Source organism: Quyinboa ferrireducens (assembly GCF_042436675.1).
Taxonomy (GTDB): Bacteria; Bacteroidota; Bacteroidia; order Bacteroidales; family UBA5342; genus JBHJHP01.
The window spans coordinates 67545-87853 of the sequence record NZ_JBHMVA010000015.1; the positions used below are offsets into that span (position 1 = coordinate 67545).

The 20309-nt window shown below is 41.3% G+C and carries 16 protein-coding genes; 9 read left to right on the top strand and 7 right to left on the bottom strand.

Annotated features, from left to right (window positions below; genetic code table 11):
• Positions 1 to 15 precede the first annotated feature (15 nt).
• The 3 genes from ACE01N_RS17400 to ACE01N_RS17410 form a co-directional block, all read right to left on the bottom strand.
• Positions 16 to 1341 (bottom strand): THUMP domain-containing class I SAM-dependent RNA methyltransferase, encoded by a 1326-nt coding sequence (locus ACE01N_RS17400; RefSeq protein ID WP_380591786.1) that lies wholly within the window; start codon positions 1339 to 1341, stop codon positions 16 to 18.
• Between the two features lie 11 nt (positions 1342 to 1352).
• Positions 1353 to 2279 (bottom strand): serine O-acetyltransferase, encoded by a 927-nt coding sequence (locus tag ACE01N_RS17405; protein ID WP_375720816.1) that lies wholly within the window; start codon positions 2277 to 2279, stop codon positions 1353 to 1355.
• 208 nt (positions 2280 to 2487) lie between these two features.
• The gene (locus tag ACE01N_RS17410; RefSeq protein WP_380591789.1) at positions 2488 to 4590 is read right to left on the bottom strand and encodes a LamG-like jellyroll fold domain-containing protein; all 2103 of its coding nucleotides are present in this window, start codon (positions 4588 to 4590) and stop codon (positions 2488 to 2490) included.
• Between the two features lie 196 nt (positions 4591 to 4786).
• Between ACE01N_RS17410 and ACE01N_RS17415 the strand changes: the two genes are divergently transcribed.
• From ACE01N_RS17415 to ACE01N_RS17435, 5 genes are all read left to right on the top strand, one after another.
• Positions 4787 to 7192 (top strand): FtsK/SpoIIIE family DNA translocase, encoded by a 2406-nt coding sequence (locus ACE01N_RS17415; protein WP_380591791.1) that lies wholly within the window; start codon positions 4787 to 4789, stop codon positions 7190 to 7192.
• 130 nt (positions 7193 to 7322) lie between these two features.
• Positions 7323 to 7955 (top strand): outer membrane lipoprotein periplasmic chaperone LolA1, encoded by a 633-nt coding sequence (gene lolA1, locus ACE01N_RS17420; protein ID WP_380591793.1) that lies wholly within the window; start codon positions 7323 to 7325, stop codon positions 7953 to 7955.
• A 23-nt stretch (positions 7956 to 7978) separates the two neighbouring features.
• Positions 7979 to 8977, top strand: a complete 999-nt coding sequence (gene trxB / locus ACE01N_RS17425; RefSeq protein WP_380591795.1) for a thioredoxin-disulfide reductase — start codon at positions 7979 to 7981, stop codon at positions 8975 to 8977.
• A gap of 541 nt (positions 8978 to 9518) precedes the next feature.
• Positions 9519 to 11327 (top strand): sensor histidine kinase, encoded by a 1809-nt coding sequence (locus ACE01N_RS17430; RefSeq protein WP_380591797.1) that lies wholly within the window; start codon positions 9519 to 9521, stop codon positions 11325 to 11327.
• Positions 11324 to 11704, top strand: a complete 381-nt coding sequence (locus ACE01N_RS17435; protein WP_380591799.1) for a VanZ family protein — start codon at positions 11324 to 11326, stop codon at positions 11702 to 11704. Before ACE01N_RS17430 ends, ACE01N_RS17435 begins: the two co-directional genes overlap by 4 nt.
• A gap of 121 nt (positions 11705 to 11825) precedes the next feature.
• On the opposite strand, the gene gcvH is transcribed toward ACE01N_RS17435, so the two are convergent.
• The gene (gcvH, locus tag ACE01N_RS17440) at positions 11826 to 12203 is read right to left on the bottom strand and encodes a glycine cleavage system protein GcvH (RefSeq protein ID WP_380591801.1); all 378 of its coding nucleotides are present in this window, start codon (positions 12201 to 12203) and stop codon (positions 11826 to 11828) included.
• Positions 12204 to 12348: 145 nt separating this feature from the next.
• On the opposite strand from gcvH, the gene ligA reads away from it, so the two are divergent.
• From ligA to ACE01N_RS17460, 4 genes are all read left to right on the top strand, one after another.
• On the top strand, positions 12349 to 14358 hold the full coding sequence (gene ligA / locus ACE01N_RS17445) for an NAD-dependent DNA ligase LigA (protein WP_380591803.1): 2010 nt from the start codon (positions 12349 to 12351) through the stop codon (positions 14356 to 14358).
• A complete protein-coding gene (locus tag ACE01N_RS17450; protein ID WP_380591805.1) occupies positions 14358 to 14900 on the top strand; it encodes a DUF6913 domain-containing protein in 543 nt (180 codons plus the stop codon). The genes ligA and ACE01N_RS17450 overlap by 1 nt, the downstream gene beginning before the upstream one ends.
• A 38-nt stretch (positions 14901 to 14938) precedes the next feature.
• Positions 14939 to 15820, top strand: coding sequence for a 4-hydroxy-tetrahydrodipicolinate synthase (gene dapA / locus ACE01N_RS17455; RefSeq protein WP_380591807.1), 882 nt, complete (start codon positions 14939 to 14941; stop codon positions 15818 to 15820).
• Positions 15821 to 16161: 341 nt separating this feature from the next.
• A complete protein-coding gene (locus tag ACE01N_RS17460; RefSeq protein ID WP_380591809.1) occupies positions 16162 to 17040 on the top strand; it encodes a hypothetical protein in 879 nt (292 codons plus the stop codon).
• A 167-nt stretch (positions 17041 to 17207) separates the two neighbouring features.
• On the opposite strand, the gene ACE01N_RS17465 is transcribed toward ACE01N_RS17460, so the two are convergent.
• From ACE01N_RS17465 to cysS, 3 genes are read right to left on the bottom strand one after another with little or no spacing between them, the layout of a single operon-like run.
• Positions 17208 to 17804, bottom strand: coding sequence for a ribonuclease HII (locus tag ACE01N_RS17465; protein ID WP_380591811.1), 597 nt, complete (start codon positions 17802 to 17804; stop codon positions 17208 to 17210).
• The gene (locus ACE01N_RS17470; protein ID WP_380591813.1) at positions 17804 to 18817 is read right to left on the bottom strand and encodes a M28 family peptidase; all 1014 of its coding nucleotides are present in this window, start codon (positions 18815 to 18817) and stop codon (positions 17804 to 17806) included. The genes ACE01N_RS17465 and ACE01N_RS17470 overlap by 1 nt, the downstream gene beginning before the upstream one ends.
• Entirely contained in the window at positions 18802 to 20277 is a 1476-nt protein-coding gene (gene cysS, locus ACE01N_RS17475) for a cysteine--tRNA ligase (RefSeq protein ID WP_380591815.1), read from the bottom strand. The genes ACE01N_RS17470 and cysS overlap by 16 nt, the downstream gene beginning before the upstream one ends.
• Positions 20278 to 20309 lie beyond the last annotated feature (32 nt).

Consider the following 20309-nt stretch of genomic DNA (forward strand, 5'->3'; position numbering starts at 1 on the left):
TTCACTTTTCATTCTTCATTCATTTGTGTCCCGTCTTTTTCTCTGGCCGCTTCTTACCTGACGTTCATGTTTTTTTGCCCCATCAGCACTAAAGCGGTTATTCCCGTTTGAGCCGGCATTAAATCTGGGACGCCTTTTGTCTCCGTTAAAGTTCCGGTTACCGCCTTGTCTGAAATTGCCACGATCCTGTTTGGCAGCCTTTTTAGATCCTTCGTACAACTCATATTTTCTGAACTGACAGTCAAGTGGTCCGTTTTTCAATTTAATTTTATGCGAAGGACGCAATCCAATGGCGTAGAAGCTTTCTTCAAGATAGCCAAGAATCCATGCATTGAAGCCTGAAAAATGGTGCTTCAACCGTTCGCCGATAATGCCGTACAGGTTGTTCAGATCATGAACCTTTAATCGTTCACCATACGGCGGATTGGTCACAATCATTCCTTTATCTGATTTTGGCTCCAGGTTCTGAAATGGCAGTGTATCTACCTTTATGTACCGGTTCATGCCGGCATTTTTGACGTTTTTCAATGTTTTGTCCGTGGCAATACGGGAAACGTCGGAGCCGTATATCTTATGTTCAAATTCCTTCTCTGCAGAATCGTCATTATAGATTTCATCCAGCAAATCAGCATCAAAGTCGTTCCATTTTTCAAAGGCAAACTCCTGCCTGTAAAGCCCCGGAGCTGTATTGGTTGCGATCATCGCAGCCTCAACCAGAAAGGTGCCGGATCCGCACATCGGATCGTACAAATCGCATTGTCCCTTCCAGTTGGCCAGCATTAACAAGCCGGCAGCCAGAACCTCGTTGATGGGCGCTTCGGTCTGTTCCACACGCCAGCCACGTTTATGCAACGATTCACCCGAACTGTCGAGCGATAAGGTACACTGTTCTCCCGCAATATGGATATTAAAGAGAATATCAGGATTGGTGAGACTGACAGACGGACGCTTGCCGGTTTCCTTGTTAAAGAAATCCACAATGGCATCTTTAACCTTGTAGGAAACAAATTTGGAGTGATTGAAGTTATCCGAATGCACAACCGAGTGAATAGAAAATGTCTTATCCACCGTGAGGTATTGGTTCCAGTCCAGATGTCGTAATTTGTGGTATACCTGTTCGGGATCGCTGGCTTCAAATTCATACACCGGTTTCAGCACTTTTAAAGCCGTGCGACACCTGAAGTTTGCCAGGTACAGCATCCGGTTATCACCTACACACTCTACTGCTCTCTTTAAGGGTGTCACCTCTTTAGCACCTAAATCACGCAATTCCCCGGCTAAAATTTCCTCGAGGCCTCCGAATGTTTTTACAACAATCTTAAAATCTTTTGTTTCAGTCACTATGTTTAAAATTAAATGCCACCACCATCAATAAATAAACCATCACGGGCCTTAACCTGGGATATTTTGGATCCCGGTGCAACGCTGTTGGTGATCCAGACGTTACCACCGATAACGGAGCCTTTGCCAACCGTTATTCTTCCCAGAATTGTGGCATTGGAATAAATGACCACGTCATCTTCAACAATTGGATGCCGTGGTATACCTTTAATCGGATTCCCTTCTTCATCCAATGGAAAACTTTTAGCACCTAGGGTAACTCCCTGGTATATTTTTACATTTTTACCTATTACTGATGTAGCTCCGATAACAACACCGGTTCCGTGATCAATGGTAAATGATTCATCTATAACTGCTTTCGGATGGATGTCGATACCGGTCTCAGAATGCGCCATCTCGCTTATGATCCGTGGGATCAAAGGCACGCCTAAATCTATTAGCTGATGTGCAATACGATAACTGGCAATAGCCCTGATAGCAGGGTAACAGAAAATAACCTCGCCATAATTTATGGCAGCAGGATCGCCATTATAAGCCGCTACAACATCGGTTACGAGCTTTCTGCGAATTTCCGGCAAAGACTCTATAAACTGAGCTGCCAGTTCTGTAGCTTTTTCACGACGTGTTTCGAGTGGAACTTTATCCGGATCTTCACAATTAAAGCATAATCCGGCAAGGATCTGTTCGCTGATCAGCTCAAAAACTTTTTCGGTGTTGACACCAATATAATATTGTACAGTTTTGGGATTCACTGAAGAATCGCCAAAATAACCCGGGAATAATATGTCGCGTAACAGGTTTACAATGTCTGCCATCTTACTGTGCGACGGCATAGGCTCACCGGCACGATGTTGATGGCACACAGATTTAACCGTTTCTGTTTCCGCCAGTTTGTCAATGGTAGAAACCAGCCGCGCAGAATATTTTAAAGGACTCATGTATTTTATCTAAATTATGTTTGCAAAAATAGTTGAAAATTGAGCGTATAACAATTTAAATGGTAAAAGTGTGCAATCAATTAGTGTATTAAAACATGATTTAACAGGAAGTTTAAGATTTGTAGATTGGAATTACAGGTTTTAATTGATTTCGACTTTTTGATAAATCTACAGATAAAAGCCTGCTTTAAAGATGATGCTATTATCTCTATCTGATTAGTACCTTTTGAATAGTCTGATTAATTCTAACAATATAAATCCCCGGGTCAACATAAATTCTGCATTTATCCTTAACCGGCATTTGCTTTCCTGTAATATTATACACCCGGATATCTTCATTGCCTTTCAGGTAAGGGATCTGAATGACACCCGGTTCTGAGGCGTCAATAAAGTATCTGGTATTCGTAGGTGCTTTATTAGCTGATATGGAAAGCAAGTAAGCGAGCGTCAGATTTTCTGATACGTCCGACATTTCAGATATTTCTTCCGGTTTTAAGGTTCGGCCTAAAAGTAAAAAATCATACAGCATTGATCTGCTCAGGTAGCGGTCTTCACTGAAATTTGGCCTTCCCAGATAATTAAATGCTGTGCCAGTTAAACCTTCATGCGGAATGGTGTTGGCCGGCCATTTTTTTATCACAGAATTATCAATGGTTTTGCCATCGAGGTAAGAAATACCCAATGTGTCATCCTGTGTATACACAAAATGGTGCCACTGACCCTGTTCGATCATTTCAGAACTCTGTGCTGTTCCAACCTGATCAATGCCCCAATACTCATGGGCAATATTATAAGTGGCGTAGGTGGCACGTGAATACAAATATCCTTTTTGTTGTAAGGAAGAGGTATCTTTGTTAGAAAAAGTAAACAGAAAGTTTCCGTTTTCTTTGAGCGTCATGTTGGATGCATCTACCAGAAAATAAATACTGAAGGAGAAATTGCCTTTCAGGGCATATATGATTTTTCCAATTTCGGTTCCCATATCAAAATAAGATGAGTCATCCCATAGTTTTAAAACGTCATAGGTGTTTGTCCCATCCCAAAGCTGTTTTACTGCAGCACCATTCATTAAGGTTCCTTTAAAATGTTGTTCAGATAAATCTGTTACTGTAGAACCATTAACCTGTTCCGATCCAAAATTAAAATGGATGAGTGTATCTGAGGTGTATTGTGTTTCCGGATTGGCTGGGATAAATGCATCAAATTCTGCCATAAAAAGAGCTTGTCTGTATGCGAAAATTCCGGTAAGTTTTACATCTAAACCCTTAGTTTTTTGAGGTAGGTAGTCTGGTAACGTTACAATTCCAGCAGAATCTACAAGTCCAGGCGTAGATAACCAACTAATATTAATTTCCGGATACAATAAGCCGTTTAACGGTAGTGTATCACCAGGGGTTAAATAGCCTGAATTTTTTATTTCAAAGTTTTGGATTTCATTCCATATCCGCCCTGCATAGCAATCACAATTATCTGCATAGGCATATTCAAGATCTTCAATGGTGTTTGCAATATTAAGTCCTGTGGCATTGGGGCTATTGTTATTGATTTCTTCCTGTGTAAGTCCTTTGGAATATATTCTGAAATCATACAGGGTCAGGTCTGAAGAAAACTCTCTTTTAAATCTGCCCAGCCAGTTAAATGGAGTTCCGTCAAGGCTATCTTTAAGCAGCGCCGTTTTGGGTGTTAATCTTACAATACCTGAATCCATAAGCTCCCCATCAAGATATATTCTTCCTATGGAGTCCGTTTGAGAATATGCCAGATGATGCCAACTGCCTGTGGGAGCATCTATATTGGTAAATAATCCCGTTTCATTTTTGGTTGAGTCAGCCGAAATTCGTTGACTTAAGTTCTTCAGATTAGCATACATGTATCCGTTTGGGTATGAATCCGGATTTAATGCATTCGCGAAATTCCAGATGGCATAATTGTTATAATCGGCAAGATTAACTTCCTCAGAAATTCTGAAATAGCACGCAATAGTATAATCCTCCAAACCATAAATAAACTCACCTAATTCTGTTCCCAAATCAAAATAACCTTCTCCTTCTCCGGTTACAAATACATCAAATTGTTTTGTTTCTCCTATTGTTCTGATCCAGGAGGTCCCTTTTAAAGTGCCAGCAAAACCGTGTTCCGTTAAATCTAAAATATCCATACCATTTGGGGCCATATTTTCTAATGAGAAATCCCAGTGCGCCACAAGGTAATCGGTTGTGTCAGGTACTGAATCAATGGAACCATATTTGTTTTCAGCTAACAACCAGTAACAGAAAACGAAGAGTAATATGGGTAACAGAATCTTTTTCATGGTAACAAAGTATTATAAATCAAAGGCCTTTTTAGTCAATTTAGTTTTTAGTGTGAATAAAGTTACAAAAATTGCAGATAAAGTTTTATGAAAAATTCGGGCTAATTACAGGTATATGTTTTATTCATACATTATTTGCACTATTTTTCGTATAACTTCGTTTCTTTTTATATTTGTGCTGATAAAGAAAAAATCTATGCCCCGGAGCAAAACTAAGAAGACCAAGAGCAAACCAAAGAAGTCATCCCATTCTTTTCGTCAGTTTTTTCAGGACGAAAAGGTGCGGTTTACCATCGGGACAATCATCATTGTATTTACCTTGTACCTGACACTCTCGTTTATATCCTTCTTTTTTACAGGTGGTGCAGACCAAAGTAAACTGGATCTGCCATGGGGAGACCTGATCAAGTCACCGGATATACGGGTACAGAACTGGGCAGGGAAAACGGGGGCATTTTTAGCTGACCGGTTGATCAACCGTGGGTTTGGTATTGCAGCGTTGTTTTATTCCTTCTTTTTGGGTGTTGTAGGATTCAGGTTCTTTAATGTTAAAATCGTAAAAGTCAGGCATGCCCTGGTGTGGTCACTTTTAGGCCTGATCTGGTTTAGCCTGTTTTTCGGGTTCTTTTTTATCGACAGCTACGAAGACACACATCTTTTTCTTGGCGGAATTCACGGATATTACATCAGTATCTGGCTGAATGCAGCCATAGGTAAGTTTGGTACATTCAGTGTGATAATTCTTACATTATTACTCTTTTTTATCTTCTCGTTCAGCAATTCAATATCCATTTTAAAGTCGCTTCCTGGCAGGTTAAAATCAGGACATAAGGAAATGAATCCGGATGTGCCGATGGAAGAGCCCAAAATTGAGGCTCAGGATGACAAGGAAGCCAAAGAGGTGGATCTTTCTGATGACGAAGAACCTGTTATCGAAGAAGAGATTGTGGAACGTGTGGTTGAGGAAACTGTTGAGCCTGAACCGGAAACCAGTGAAGAGAAAAATGAACCGGAGGAAGAAGATGATGATGTGACCCTGACAGTTGAGGAAGGAGAGGAGGAAGAAGTGGTTAAAAAGGCCATGAAAACGGAAGACATGGAGGACTATGATCCGACACTGGATTTGTCGCGTTATAAGTATCCGGCGCTTGATCTGTTAATCGAATATAAGAACGACGAGGTGGTAACGGATGAGGAGCTTTACGAAAATAAAAACAAGATTGTCCGTACACTGGAGAGTTATGGCATCTCCATAGAAAAGATAAAAGCGACCATTGGTCCAACCGTAACGTTGTATGAGATTATACCGGCCAAGGGTGTTCGGATCGCCAAGATTAAGAACCTGGAGGATGATATTGCACTTAGCTTGTCAGCGCTAGGCATTCGTATTATAGCACCTATTCCGGGTAAAGGAACCATTGGTATTGAGGTGCCGAACAGCAAACCGGAGGTGGTTTCCATGCGGAGTGTGATCGCCAGCAAGAAGTTTCAGGAGAGTAAATATGAACTTCCTATTGCCATCGGAAAAACCATTACCAACGAAACATTTACATTCGATCTGGTTAAAATGCCGCACCTTTTGGTGGCAGGTGCTACCGGTCAGGGGAAATCGGTTGGACTGAACGCTATTATTACATCGTTGCTTTATAAAAAGCATCCGGCCCAGCTTAAGTTTGTGCTGGTTGATCCCAAAAAAGTGGAGTTGAGCATCTATTCGAAAATAGAAAACCACTTTTTAGCCACACTTCCTGATGCGGAAGAATCTATTATTACCGATGTTCAGAAGGTGGTTCAGACCCTGAACTCACTGACTATTGAAATGGATGCAAGGTATGACCTGCTCAAAAAAGCGCATGCCCGAAACATTAAGGAATACAATGCCAAGTTCATAAAACGGAAACTGAACCCAGATAACGGTCACAGATTCCTGCCATACATCGTAGTGATCATTGATGAGTTCGCCGACCTTATTATGACAGCGGGTAAGGAGGTTGAACTGCCCATTGCCCGTATTGCACAGCTGGCCCGTGCCATCGGTATTCATATGATCATTGCCACACAGCGTCCTTCCACCAATATTATTACGGGTGTCATAAAGGCAAACTTTCCTGCCAGAATTGCATTTAAGGTTTCGTCTATGATAGATTCACGTACCATTCTTGACACACCCGGTGCAAACCAACTTATCGGAAGAGGTGATATGTTGATCAGCCAGAGCAGTGAACTGGTACGTGTGCAGTGTGCGTTTGTGGATACGCCGGAGGTGGAAGAGATTGTAACTTATATCGGCGATCAACAGGGCTATCAAATGCCGTTCCAGCTGCCGGAATATGAGTCTGAGGAAGTTACACCGGGAAGCGCAGAAGATCTGTTGGCCTCCAAGGATTCGCTGTTTGAGGAAGCAGCCCGCATCGTTGTGGCGCATCAATCCGGATCAACATCTTTGTTGCAACGTCGTTTTTCCATTGGCTACAACCGGGCAGGCCGCATTATGGACCAGTTGGAAGCCGCAAATGTTGTAGGTCCATTTGAGGGCAGCAAAGCCCGGAAAGTACTGATCCCGGATGAAATATCGCTTGAGCATCATCTGAATGCCCTTTGACAGACACAAGAATCAAGACATAAGATATAGGACTAAACAATTCCTAAATCCTAATCCGTAATTAGGTTACTGAGCCTGTCGAAGTATTTTGGCCTGCTTTTTGATATATGTAAAAAACTAAATATTAATTATGAAGCATCTGTCATTCACTATAATATTTCTGTTGGCTTTTTTTCAGCTAAGTGCCCAGTTCAATCCTGAGGCGGTTGAAATTATTAAACCGGTATCTGAATCGATTCTGAATTCAAGTGGCGTATCTGCTGATTTTGTGTTCACTCTTGAAAACAAGCAAAAGGAGCTGAGCGAAACAGATTCAGGAAAATTAGTGTTGCAGGGGAATAAATATCACCTGTCCGTGATGGGAACCGAGACTTATTTTGACGGAACAACACAATGGGTTCATATGGTGGATGAAGAGGAGGTGAATATTTCCAATCCTGATCCGGATGATAAAATGGAGCTGACACCGGTTAATCTTTTTACATTGTATGAGCAGGGATTCCGGTTCAGAATTGTGCAAGAAAAAGGAAATGAGGTGACTATTGACATGTTCCCGGATGATAAGGAAATGCCGTATTATAAAATCAGTCTGGTGATTGACAAGGCAGCAAAACTGTTTAAGGCAGTGGAAGCTTATGGCCGGGATGGTGTTGATACCAAAGTTGAGATAAAAAACATGCAAAAGGGGTTGAACCTAAACGAAAGTGAGTTTGTTTTCAATTCGGCTCAACATCCCGATGTTGAAGTAATTGATATGCGATAAATAGTAACTAAAACATAAGACAAATGGACTTTAAGAAAATGAATCTCTCCGATGCTCCTAAAGTATCTAAAGATGAACCAAAAGAAACAGAAAAAGTAAAATGTCTGATCATTGGTTCGGGACCTGCGGGATATACTGCAGCCATTTATGCTTCAAGAGCAAACCTTTCGCCGGTGATGTATGAAGGCATGCAGCCCGGTGGACAATTGACTACCACAACTGAAGTGGAAAACTTTCCGGGTTATCCGTCCGGAATTACAGGCCCGGAAATGATGGAAGACCTGAAAAAGCAGGCAGAACGTTTTGGCGCTGATATTCGTTTTGGAATGGCTACTGATGCTGATCTGAGTAAGCGTCCGTTCAAAGTTATCATAGATGATAATAAGACAATAGAAGCCGAGGCGTTGATCATAGCAACCGGTGCTACTGCAAAATATCTTGGTCTTGAAGATGAGGATAAATATGCCGGAATGGGTGTGTCTGCGTGTGCAACCTGCGATGGTTTCTTCTACCGCGGAAAAGATGTGGCTGTTGTGGGTGGTGGTGATACGGCTGCTGAAGAAGCATTGTATCTGGCCGGACTATGTAAAAAAGTTTATATGGTGGTGCGTCGTGATGAATTGCGTGCCTCTAAAGTGATGCAGGATCGAGTGTTTAAAGCTAAAAATATAGAGGTGCTCTGGGAGCACCAAACCAAGGGATTATTCGGTGAAAATGGTGTAGAAGGTGCGGTATTATGGCATAAAAAGGGAACACCTGAAGAGAAAGAAGTGAAGATTAAGATTGACGGATTTTTCCTTGCTATTGGTCATACACCAAACTCACACATCTTTAAGGATTATCTTGAAACGGACGAAGTTGGTTATATAAAAACCGTTAGTGGTACACCAAAAACCAATATTCCAGGGGTGTTTGCCTGTGGCGATGTTCAGGACAGAATTTACCGTCAGGCTGTAACTGCTGCAGGTTCAGGTTGTATGGCAGCTATAGAATCAGAACGCTTCCTGGCAGAACAGGAATAAAAAAGGCTTTACATATAACAACATAGCTGACGGCTCCGGTTTTTTGCGGAGCCGTTTTTGTTTTTTGTGGAGGGTATGTATTTAATGTCGGTTCCGGGGGTGAGTCATATTTCATGTGTTTGCATTAATATGCGGCCTTGCTGTGTCTGTATTTCAATAAACGCAACCAACACAGGCCTTGAATTACATTTTGTTCAATAACCCGGGGTTGCACTCGCAATGCTCATTTACCCCGGGTTATTTGCTTAGCCCCCTTCAGGGGCTTATCGTTGTATTAGAAGAAGTCAGTCAAAGTTGTGAGTTCTACCCCTCTTTGTTTTGCAGTGAAACGGAAAAAGAGAGAGGGCGGTATGCCAGTAGCAATTTCGTATTTAGAACCGGGGTGAGTCATTTTTCATGTATTCGTTTTAATACGCGGCCTTGCTATGTCTGTATTGCAATTGACTAATTTATCGTACAGGTTAAGGTGAGTCAAATAATGAATTTATAAAAGGTTCTAAAAAAGTTATATATTTGCAATTGTTAATTTTTGTAAAAATCGATGCCCGAAAATTTTTCATATTTTAAACGGTTAACCATCTATTTTCTGCTTTTGCTGTTTCCGGTAGTTGTGGTGGAATATACTTATTACAACAGCCGTATCCAACGCTTTAATCTTTCTGTTCGTAAAGAGCAGGAAAAGGAAGTTGAACTGAATGTTCGACAGCTTTCTGACTATTTCCGGTTCATGGAATCTGAAATTCTGACTATTTCACAGCAGGAACATGTGACTGAGATTTTTTCTAAGAATAAAAAGGAGCAGGAAAAATCCCGAAAATATATGGAGAACTATTTTTCAGGGATGATTAAGAACTCAAATTTTTTCGATCAGGTACGCATTGTGTGTGCTTCGGGTATTGAACATGTCCGGGTAAATAATATTAATGGTAAACCTCACGTAGTTGATCCAAAGGATTTCAGGGATATCAGTAGCCGTTATTATTTTCAAAAAGCAAAGGAGTTGGGCGAAAATGAGATATATATTTCACGGTTTGATCTGGATCCGGAAAAGAATGCGATAACCTATCCCGTAAAACCGATACTGCGTATAGCTACACCCATTATCAGGGATGGTAAATTGTACGGTGTGTTTGTGGTTAATATTAAGGGACATGAGTTTTTTGAAAATCTGCGCGTAATTGGCAGTGAGTACGGTTGGCAGACCTATTTTCTGAATCAGAGCGGTAACTTCCTGATGGGGCCGGATCCGCTGAAAGAGTGGTTGTCATTTAAGGACAGTATCAATGCACCGCGTTTTCAGGATGAATTTAAAAATGTGAATATTCTGGCTAATCCAAATGAAAAGGCAACCTTTTTGACACCTTACGGTTTATTTACGTTCCACAGGATAGATAAGAATAATTTTGCCTTGTCGCAAAATGGCGAAAAGGTGATGGAAGAGAACTGGTATATCGTGTCGCTTCTGCCTATGCAAAAGTTGAAGGAGCTCAGGTCGCATGTCTTTGAACCCAAAGATCTGGCTATGATCATCACCGGTTTTTTTCTGGTTTTACTCTTGAGCATCATTATTACCAATAACGTAAAAAAACGGTTCGATTTTGAGAATCAGCTTATTAATTCTGAACGCAATCTGAAACTGGCTAATAAAACCAAGGACAAGTTTATTTCTATTCTGGCACACGATCTTAAAAATCCGATTGCATCGATTACCGGATTCACGGAAATCATGAAAACCAACTACGATTCCATGTCACATCAGGGACGGGAAAAAGTGCTTTCTGCCATGGAAAATGCAACCCAGGTTCTTATCCGGCTGATCGATGATGTGCTGACATGGGCAAGGTCGCAGAGTGGTTCTATGGTGGTTGACCCGGAAATTATCTTTCTGAATAAAGTGATTGATGATGCAATTAAATTTTCGGGTTTGCAAGCTGCCAAAAAAGAAATTAAGCTGGAACAGGATTGCAGTGAAGAGGTGTTTGCCATCGCAGATCAGAAAATGGTGGATACGGTATTACGGAATCTGATCAGTAATGCTGTCAAGTTTTCTTACAGGGGTAAAAAAGTTATTGTGGGTATCAAACATTTCAGGGATGAAGGGAAAGCGGTGATTTTTGTGGAAGATTTTGGACTGGGAATACCCTCAAAAGATAAAAAGTCGTTATTTTCGCTGGACGCTGTTAAAACCACACCGGGAACTGAAAATGAATCGGGCACCGGAATGGGATTGATTCTCTGTAAAGACTTTATAGAGCGTAATGGTGGAGAATTATGGTTTAAATCGCAGGAAGGGAAAGGGTCAACGTTTTATTTTTCTTTGCCTGCTTATCTTGAAGATGACGAAGAATGAGACAGTTTTTTAAAACCTATTGGAGATCACTGCTTTGGTTTAGTGTAATCACATTTGCCAGTCTTGTTAACAAAATACCGCTTGAAGCACCGGAGACCGGAAAAATCGGAATAGATAAACTGGTGCATTTTATGTTTTATTTTTCCCTGTCTTTTGTAATTTTTATCGATGGTTACCGGTTCAGACCTGAAAAGGCCAGATGGTATGTCATCCTGTTATTTCCTATTATTTGGGGCGGATTAATTGAACTGATGCAAAGCGCGCTAACTTCAGGCCGTTCTGCCGAGTGGGGCGATTTTGTGGCCGATGCTTTGGGCAGCTTAATTGTTTGGTTTGTAATAATTCCGGTTTACAGGAACAGGGCTGAAAGCGAATAATATTAGAATATGCATATGTGTTATTGTAGAGACGCGATGAATCGATAAATTAAAACCGAAGCCCTTGCTATTTAAAAGATGTACATAGCGAGGGCTTCGGGTGGTATAACGTTATAAAAAATTATCCAATCATTTCCTTGTAGGCATCTGCAGAAAGCAGATCATCCAGTTGTGCTGTATCGGCAATTTTAATTTTAATGATCCAGCCATCTCCGTAAGGATCTTTGTTGACTATTTCCGGATCATCTTCTACTTTGGTGTTCAGTTCCAGAACCTCGCCACTCACGGGCATGTAAAGATCCGATACCGTTTTAACGGCTTCTATTGTACCGAAAACCTCTTCCTTTTCAATTGTTTCGCCAACAGTCTCCACTTCAACAAACACAACATCGCCAAGTTCTCCCTGGGCAAAATCAGTAATACCGATCAAGGCTTCATTACCATCAACCTTAATCCACTCGTGATCTTTAGTGTACTTTAATTCTTGTGGTATACTCATGTTTTTCAGCTTTTGATTTTAATTTTTATCAAAATTAGAAAAAATATGCGGTTAAGCTTGAAAAATAATGATTTTTGTAACTCTTGATTCTTGTATCTTATGTCTTGTGTCTAATAATAATTTTTAATTTTGTTGATTACGAAACATGAATACGGAGATAAAACAAAGAATAGAGAAACTCAGGGAGCAACTCAATCATTATAATTATCGTTATTATGTATTGAACGATCCTTCAATTGATGATTATCAGTACGATATGATGATGAAGGAGCTTCAGTCGCTGGAAGAACGGCATCCGGAGTTTGATGATCCTTCCTCGCCGACAAAAAGGGTGGGGAGCGATCTGAACCAGAGTTTTACCAGTGTGAAGCATAAATACCCGATGTTGTCGTTGGGTAATACCTATAACGAGAATGAGCTGGCCGATTTTGACGGACGTGTGCAGAAAGCACTTTCTGATCCGTACGAATATGTATGCGAGTTAAAATTTGATGGCACCTCCATCAGTCTGACTTACGAAAATGGAGTATTAGTCAGGGCTGTGACAAGGGGAGATGGTGAGCAGGGTGATGATGTAACTGAGAATGTAAAAACAATCCGTTCTATTCCGTTAAAATTGCATGGCAACGATTATCCCGATGAGTTTGAAATTCGTGGTGAGATTGTGATGCCGTTCAAGGTGTTTGAAGCTATCAACCGGGAACGCGAGGAAAACGGTGAACCTCAATTTGCCAATCCGCGAAACTCGGCAGCTGGATCGCTGAAAATGCAGAATTCGTCAGAGGTAGCCAAGCGTAAGCTGGATGGGTTCTTTTACTATATGCCGGGAGACAGTGTACCGTTTGACGGGCATTATGAAAACCTTCAGAAGGCAAAAGAATGGGGTTTTAAGATTAGTGATCATACCCAAAAATGTAAAACCCTGGATGGAGTATATGCCTTTATTCATACCTGGGATACCAAACGGCATGATCTTGAATTTGCCATTGATGGCATTGTGATTAAAGTGAATTCAATCCGGCAGCAAAAGCAACTTGGATTTACAGCCAAATCTCCGCGTTGGGCCATTTCGTATAAGTTTAAGGCAGAGATGGTCAAAACACAGCTTTTAAGTGTGTCATTTCAGGTTGGGCGTACAGGTGCGGTTACTCCGGTTGCCAATCTTGAACCGGTTCAACTGGCTGGAACCACTGTAAAAAGGGCTTCGTTACATAATGCTGATATTATTGAGGGACTGGATCTTAGATTGAATGATGTTGTATTTGTGGAGAAAGGCGGAGAGATTATTCCCAAAATAGTTGGGGTTGATAAGGAGTCCCGGTTTATGGAGAATGTCCCGGTACAGTTTATTAAAAACTGTCCGGAATGCGCTACAGAACTGATCCGCTACGAAGGCGAAGCTGCGCATTACTGTCCGAACCAGAATGGGTGCCCACCACAGATAAAGGGCAGGATAGAGCATTTTATCAGCCGCAAGGCCATGAATATCGAAGGCATAGGAGCTGAAACAGTGGACCTGTTTTATCAGCAGGATTTGGTGAAAAATATAGCCGATTTGTATCGGTTGAAAAAAGAAGATATAGCATCGCTTGAGCGCCTGGGAGAAAAGTCGGCAGAGAATATTGTTGCTGGTGTTAAAGCATCGCTGGAGGTGCCCTTCGAAAAGGTGTTGTATGCCCTGGGGATTCGGTTCGTGGGTGCAACGGTTGCCAAAAAACTGGCTTATGCCATGACCAGCATAGATAAGCTGATGCAGGCCTCAGAAGATGAACTGGTTGCCGTTGATGAAATCGGAACCCGGATTGCACAGTCTGTTATCACGTGGTTTCAACAGAAGGATAATCTCGAAATTATTCGCCGTTTAAAAGAATATGGGGTTCAGTTAGCTTTGGATCAATCGGTACTGGAAAACAGAACTGAGTTGCTAAAAGGTAAAACCATTGTGATCAGCGGCACGTTTGAAAAGTATTCACGTGATGAACTGAAAAAAATGATTGAGGACAACGGTGGTAAGAATACCGGATCAATATCTAAAAATACAGATTTTCTGCTTGGTGGCGATGGTATGGGACCAAGTAAACTCGAGAAAGTTGAGAAACTGGGAATTCCGATCGTCAGTGAGGATGATTTTCTGAAAATGATAAACCAGAATTAGTGATACAGGCGATTAAAACATATCTGAAAAACAAGGCGTTGAAAGATGTCTGTGCACAGCATAAATCACAACGGCAATATCGTTCATTGAGCGATATCAGTCGTATTTTAATCATTTTTGACGGAACAGATATTTCCAAGTACGGGAGAATAAACAATATAATCAAGTCGTTGCAAGGGGATGGAAAAACAGTTACTTGTCTGGCTTTTTTCGATAAAAAGGAACTTGATGACATTTGCCTCACCCAGAATAACATTCAGTTTATCAGCAGAAGTGAATTTGACTGGAAAGGCTTGCCAAATTCTGATTTTACGGATGAGTTTTTAAAATTCAGATATAATTTATGTCTGAACCTTAATCTTCTGAAGTCTGACTTTGTGGATGTCTTATGCCAGATAGCAGATGCAGAGCTAAAAGCAGGGAAGAATTTTGGTAAGGGAACTGTTGCCGATCTGGTGATTGACGTGACCGATGATAAGGACGAAACATTTTTAGCTGAACAAATAAAGTATTATCTTCGCAGCGTGAAATCCACTGTATAATAAGTGTTTCACTGATTAAAACAACAAACTGTAACTTTATGGATCCTAACAGACTAAGAGGATTAGGTGTGGCAATGGTGACACCGTTTAATGAGGACGAAACAGTAGATTTTGAGGCATTGGGAAATTTAACTGACCATCTTATAAGTGGCGGTGCAGATTATCTTGTTGTGCTTGGAACTACAGCAGAAACCCCAACCCTGAATAAAGAAGAACAGAAGAAGATTGCGCAGTTTGTTATTGAAAAGAATAAAGGTCGCTTGCCGGTAATGATGGGGCTAGGTGGCAATTGTACTAAAAATGTACTGGACCAGATTGCAACTACTGATTTTGCCGGTGTGGATTGTATTCTGTCGGTTGTGCCGTATTATAACCGTCCGGTTCAGGAAGGAATTTATCAGCATTTTAAAGCCATTGCCGATGCGTCGCCGGTGCCGGTTGTGTTATATAATGTGCCGGGAAGAACGGCTGCCAATATTGCTGCAGAAACCTGTCTCAAACTGGCACAACATCCTAATATTATTGGTGTTAAGGAGGCTTCCAGTTCGGTTGAACAAATGAAGGCTATAATTAAGGGCCGACCGGCCGGTTTTATGATGATCTCCGGTGATGACGGACTGACATTACCCTTAATCAAACAGGGAGGCGATGGTGTGATCTCTGTTATTGGTAATGCATTCCCGGAACGGTTTTCAAAGTCGATCCATGAAGCACTAAATAGGAATGTGGAAAGGGCTGAGGAACTGTATGAGGAGATAGGTAAGTTTACAGATTATCTCTTTGTGGATGGGAATCCTCCCGGCATCAAAGCCTTACTTCACGAAATGGGAATGATTAAAAATGTGGTGCGTTTGCCAATTGTTCCTGCCTCAACTTCTACGCAGAACAAGCTCAGGGATTTACTGAAGGGGCTGAGCTAAAACTTACATCATTTTAGAATCCCGCAGATTTTGCGGGTATGCGCGGATCTGTTTAATTCTTACATCAGGAATCGTAAGCCGAGAATCGTTTGTCGTACTAGATTATATCTGCGTAGTTCTGCATAATCTGTGGGAGCCGGAAAAAGGTTGGCTGTGAAAAGTTAGTCGTGAATCGTGAAACGTAAGTCGTAAATCGTTTGTCGTACTAGATTATATCTGCGTAGTTCTGCATAATCTGCGGGAGCCGGAAAAAAGTTTGCTGTGAGTCGATAATCGTAATTCATAATTCGTAATTAATTTAGTAACTTTGTTTTAATCTGTTACTCATAAAACTATTTACCATGCCTAAAACACTCATTACACTTGTATTATTCCTGTTAGCTCGGTGTACAGCTTCAGCACAACTGACCCTTGATCTTGGACCGGATACTGCATATTGTATTGCTTCAGATCAAAATGCTTCTTATCGTTTGGGAGATAAAATGCAACTTTCAGGTGGTGTGGAACCCTATCGCTTTGCCTGGCACACCACGTATGATATCGGTCTCAGTAAGGTTTATACCGCAAGCGCTTTTCTGAATGATACAACAGCACAGTTTCCGGAGTTTCTGGATTATCCGTTAGGTAACGAATGGAACCCTTTTTACCTGACTGCTTATGACGCCAATGGCGATAGCGTTACAGATACCATTAATGTGTGGTTTACTGTATATGGATATGTTTTAGGATACGAAGGATTTTATATTGAAGAAGGTGACAGTATTTATTTACCTTCACCGGGTGGAGGTATCACGGGTGGATTTGAACCATTGGAGTTTTACTGGGAATCAGAAGATGGAATGACAGAATTATCACAAGGTTATGTGTGGTTAAAACCGAATAAGACTACTGAATATGATACTTATGCTGTTGATCAAAAAGGTTGTAAGTCAGCCGAAAATACAGCTTATCAGATTTTTGTCAGTCCAAAATCAGGAACAAGTAATATTCATGATGATGCTGGATTATGGATTTTGCAGAAAGGAAATGGCATCTCGTTTTTAAATCCATTGGGAGAAAAAGCAGAGGTACATATTTACACCTTAAATGGAAAGCTGATTGAAGCCAGAATGACGCGTAAAAGTGAGATTAATTTATCCTCATTTTCAAATGAAAAAACGTTAATTGTAAAGGTCGAAATAAGAGACAAAAGCGGAAGTTGTCTGTTTGTTAGTCAGTAGAGGTGAACCGTTAGACGTGAAACGTAATTCGTAAATCGTTAGTCATCATTAAATATTTCTGCGAAAATCTGCGTTATCTGCGGGAGCCGCAAAAAGGCCGTCGTGAATCGTGAATCGTTAACAGTAGGATGTTAATCGTTATTGATTATCTCAGAGAGAACCCTTGATTAAAACAACTTCATCTGACGGTCCAGTAGCTGGAATGATTTACGGTGCCAGGGTGTAACGCCTTTTTCGGCTATGGCTGCCCGATGAGTTTTAGTTGGATACCCCTTATTTCGGTCCCAGGCATAATCGGGAAAATCCTGATGCAGTTTCAGCATGTAATCGTCACGGTAGGTTTTAGCCAGAATGGACGCAGCTGCAATGGATAGGTACTTCCCGTCCCCTTTAACCACACACAAATGTGGAATCTCTTTGTATTTTTTGAACCGGTTGCCGTCAATAATCATATGTTTCGGGATAACCGCCAGTTTTTCAATGGCACGGTGCATGGCAAGGATAGATGCATTGAGGATGTTTATCTGATCAATCTCTTCGGGTGAACACGAAGCAACAGCCCAGGTTAAGGCTTTTTTTTCAATGATTTCACGCAACATGTAGCGGTTCTTCTCGGAAAGTTGTTTGGAATCGTTAAGCACAGAGTTTTTAAAGTCTGGTGGCAGAATGACAGCTGCTGCAAAGACCGGACCTGCAAGGCAACCTCTTCCGGCTTCATCACAACCAGCTTCAGTAATTCCTTCTTTATAAAATGGCTCAAGCATTAAAATGGTTGTTGATACAGGTGCTCCAGTAAAACACTTCCTACGGCATATAACGTTGGTTTGTAAATAATATCCATGGTATCATCGTGTGTATGCCAGAAATCACCGAATCCGTGAATGTTAGACTGATGATAATGAATGATATCGATGCAGGGGATGCCACTTCCTTTGGTTACATAGTAATGATCGTCAGTGACAGGGGCAGATCGTTCAAATAAAAAATATTGGCTATAACCCATATTTGAAGCTAGGTTCCAGATTTTATTTACCAGGTCAGGCGCGTTCTCCATAGAAAATCCTTCCATTGGAAATACAGCATTTTTTGCACCGACCATATCCAGAAGGATGCCGTATTGCGCCCAGTAATTTTCTTTATGTGGATGTTTAGCCCAGTATTGCGAGCCCAGGCACCATGTATCGGCAGAATTGTTGGATGCTGGCAAAAAACGGGGTTGTCCCTGGTCTTCGGCATCAAAAAATATAATGTCCACGCCAAAAGGAAGGTTGTGTAGTCCGATCTGTCTTGCAATTTCCAGTAATACGCCTACACCGCTGGCTCCATCATTGGCTCCGTCAATGGGTTTTCTCATCAGTTCTTTATCCCTTTCCTGATCGGCAAACTGACGGCTGTCCCAATGCGCGCATAACATAACGCGTTGCGTCATGTCGGGATTAAATGAGCCAATAATATTACGTGCTTTGTAAATTGTATTATCAAAAGCAGTCAGGTCGGCTCTTTGTTCGTAAACCCTGGCTCCAAATCTGTTAAGTTGTTTTACCAGATAGTCCCCACAGGCTTTGTGTGCTTCGCTGTTCATTACCCTGGGGCCAAAAGCTACCTGATCGGCAGTGTAGGTGTAAGCAGAATCCGGGTTAAATGGAGGCGTAACTAAAACCTGCTTTTTCTCCGTTTTTTGTTCGGATATTTTGTGAACAGACTTGCTTTTAGGGCATCCTGTTAAAAAAAACGGAAGAGCTATTAAGAGCAGTAATTTATTTATTTTAAGTTCCATTCAAATCCTTCTTTAGTGTCTTTGATTTCAAAACCAAATTCGCTCAGCTTATTGCGGATAAGATCGGCAGTTGCCCAATCTTTGTTTTTCTTGGCTTCCATACGCATTTCCAACAGCATATCCACCGCCTTATTAAATGGCTCTGATCCTGAATCACCTGCCTGTTCTTTAATTTCTGTCAATCCCAGAATATCAAAAACAAATGTGCGAAACAGCTGCTTCAGTTTGTCAAGATCGTCCTGACTTATGGTGTCCTTTCCGGCCATCAAGCTGTTGATCATTTTTACGCCATCGAACAGGTTTGCAATAACAATCGGACTGTTAAGGTCATCGTTAATGGCATTATAACATGCATCTTCCAGCTTTTGAATATCTGCAGTAGATTTATCAGAAGCATTAAGCTTACTGAGATTTGCCACTCCATCCAGCAAACGGGCAAGTCCCTTTTCGGATGCCTGTAATGCTTCATTTGAAAAATCCAGTGTGCTTCTGTAATGTGCCTGCAAAATAAAAAAGCGGATCGTCATCGGATCATATGCTTTTTCCAGTCTGTTGTGGTTGCCCGAGAACAGTTGTTCCAGTGTGATGAAATTTCCCATCGATTTACCCATCTTTTGGCCATCAATGGTAATCATATTATTGTGCAACCAGTATTTTACCGTTTCATGACCTTTTGCCCCCACACTCTGTGCAATTTCACATTCGTGATGCGGAAATAGTAAATCCATTCCACCGCCGTGAATATCGAAAGTGTCACCCAGGTATTTGGTGCTCATTACTGAACATTCAAGGTGCCAGCCAGGGAATCCGTCACTCCAGGGTGAAGGCCAGCGCATGATGTGTTCAGGAGATGCTTTTTTCCAAAGTGCAAAATCCACGCTGTTACGTTTTTCTTCCTGTCCGTCAAGTTCGCGTGTTGTGTTCAGAAGATCCTCGATTTTTCTTCCTGACAACTTTCCGTAATGATGCGATTTATTATATTTTACAACATCAAAATAGACTGAACCGTTCGATTCATACGTCCAGCCGTTATCCTTAAGCGTTTTAATGAACTCAATCTGTTCAATCATGTGCGCAGATGCATGTGGTTCAATGGATGGCCGTTCCACATTGAGTTTGTCCATCATATAATGATAGCGGTTGGTGTAATACTGCACAACTTCCATTGGCTCCAGTTGTTCCAGTCTGGCCTTTTTGCCAATTTTATCTTCGCCTTCATCAGCATCATTTTCAAGGTGGCCAACATCTGTAATGTTACGTACATAGCGCACCTTGTAATCCAGATGTTTTAAATATCTGAAGAGCAGGTCGAATGTAATGGCAGGGCGTGCATGTCCCAAATGCGGATCACCGTATACGGTAGGACCACAAACATATAGTCCGACATATGGCGGGTTTATCGGTTTAAAAACTTCTTTTTTACGTGATATTGAATTGTAAAAAGTGAGCTTGCTTGTCATTTTACCTGCTTTAATAGAGCGCCAAAAATACA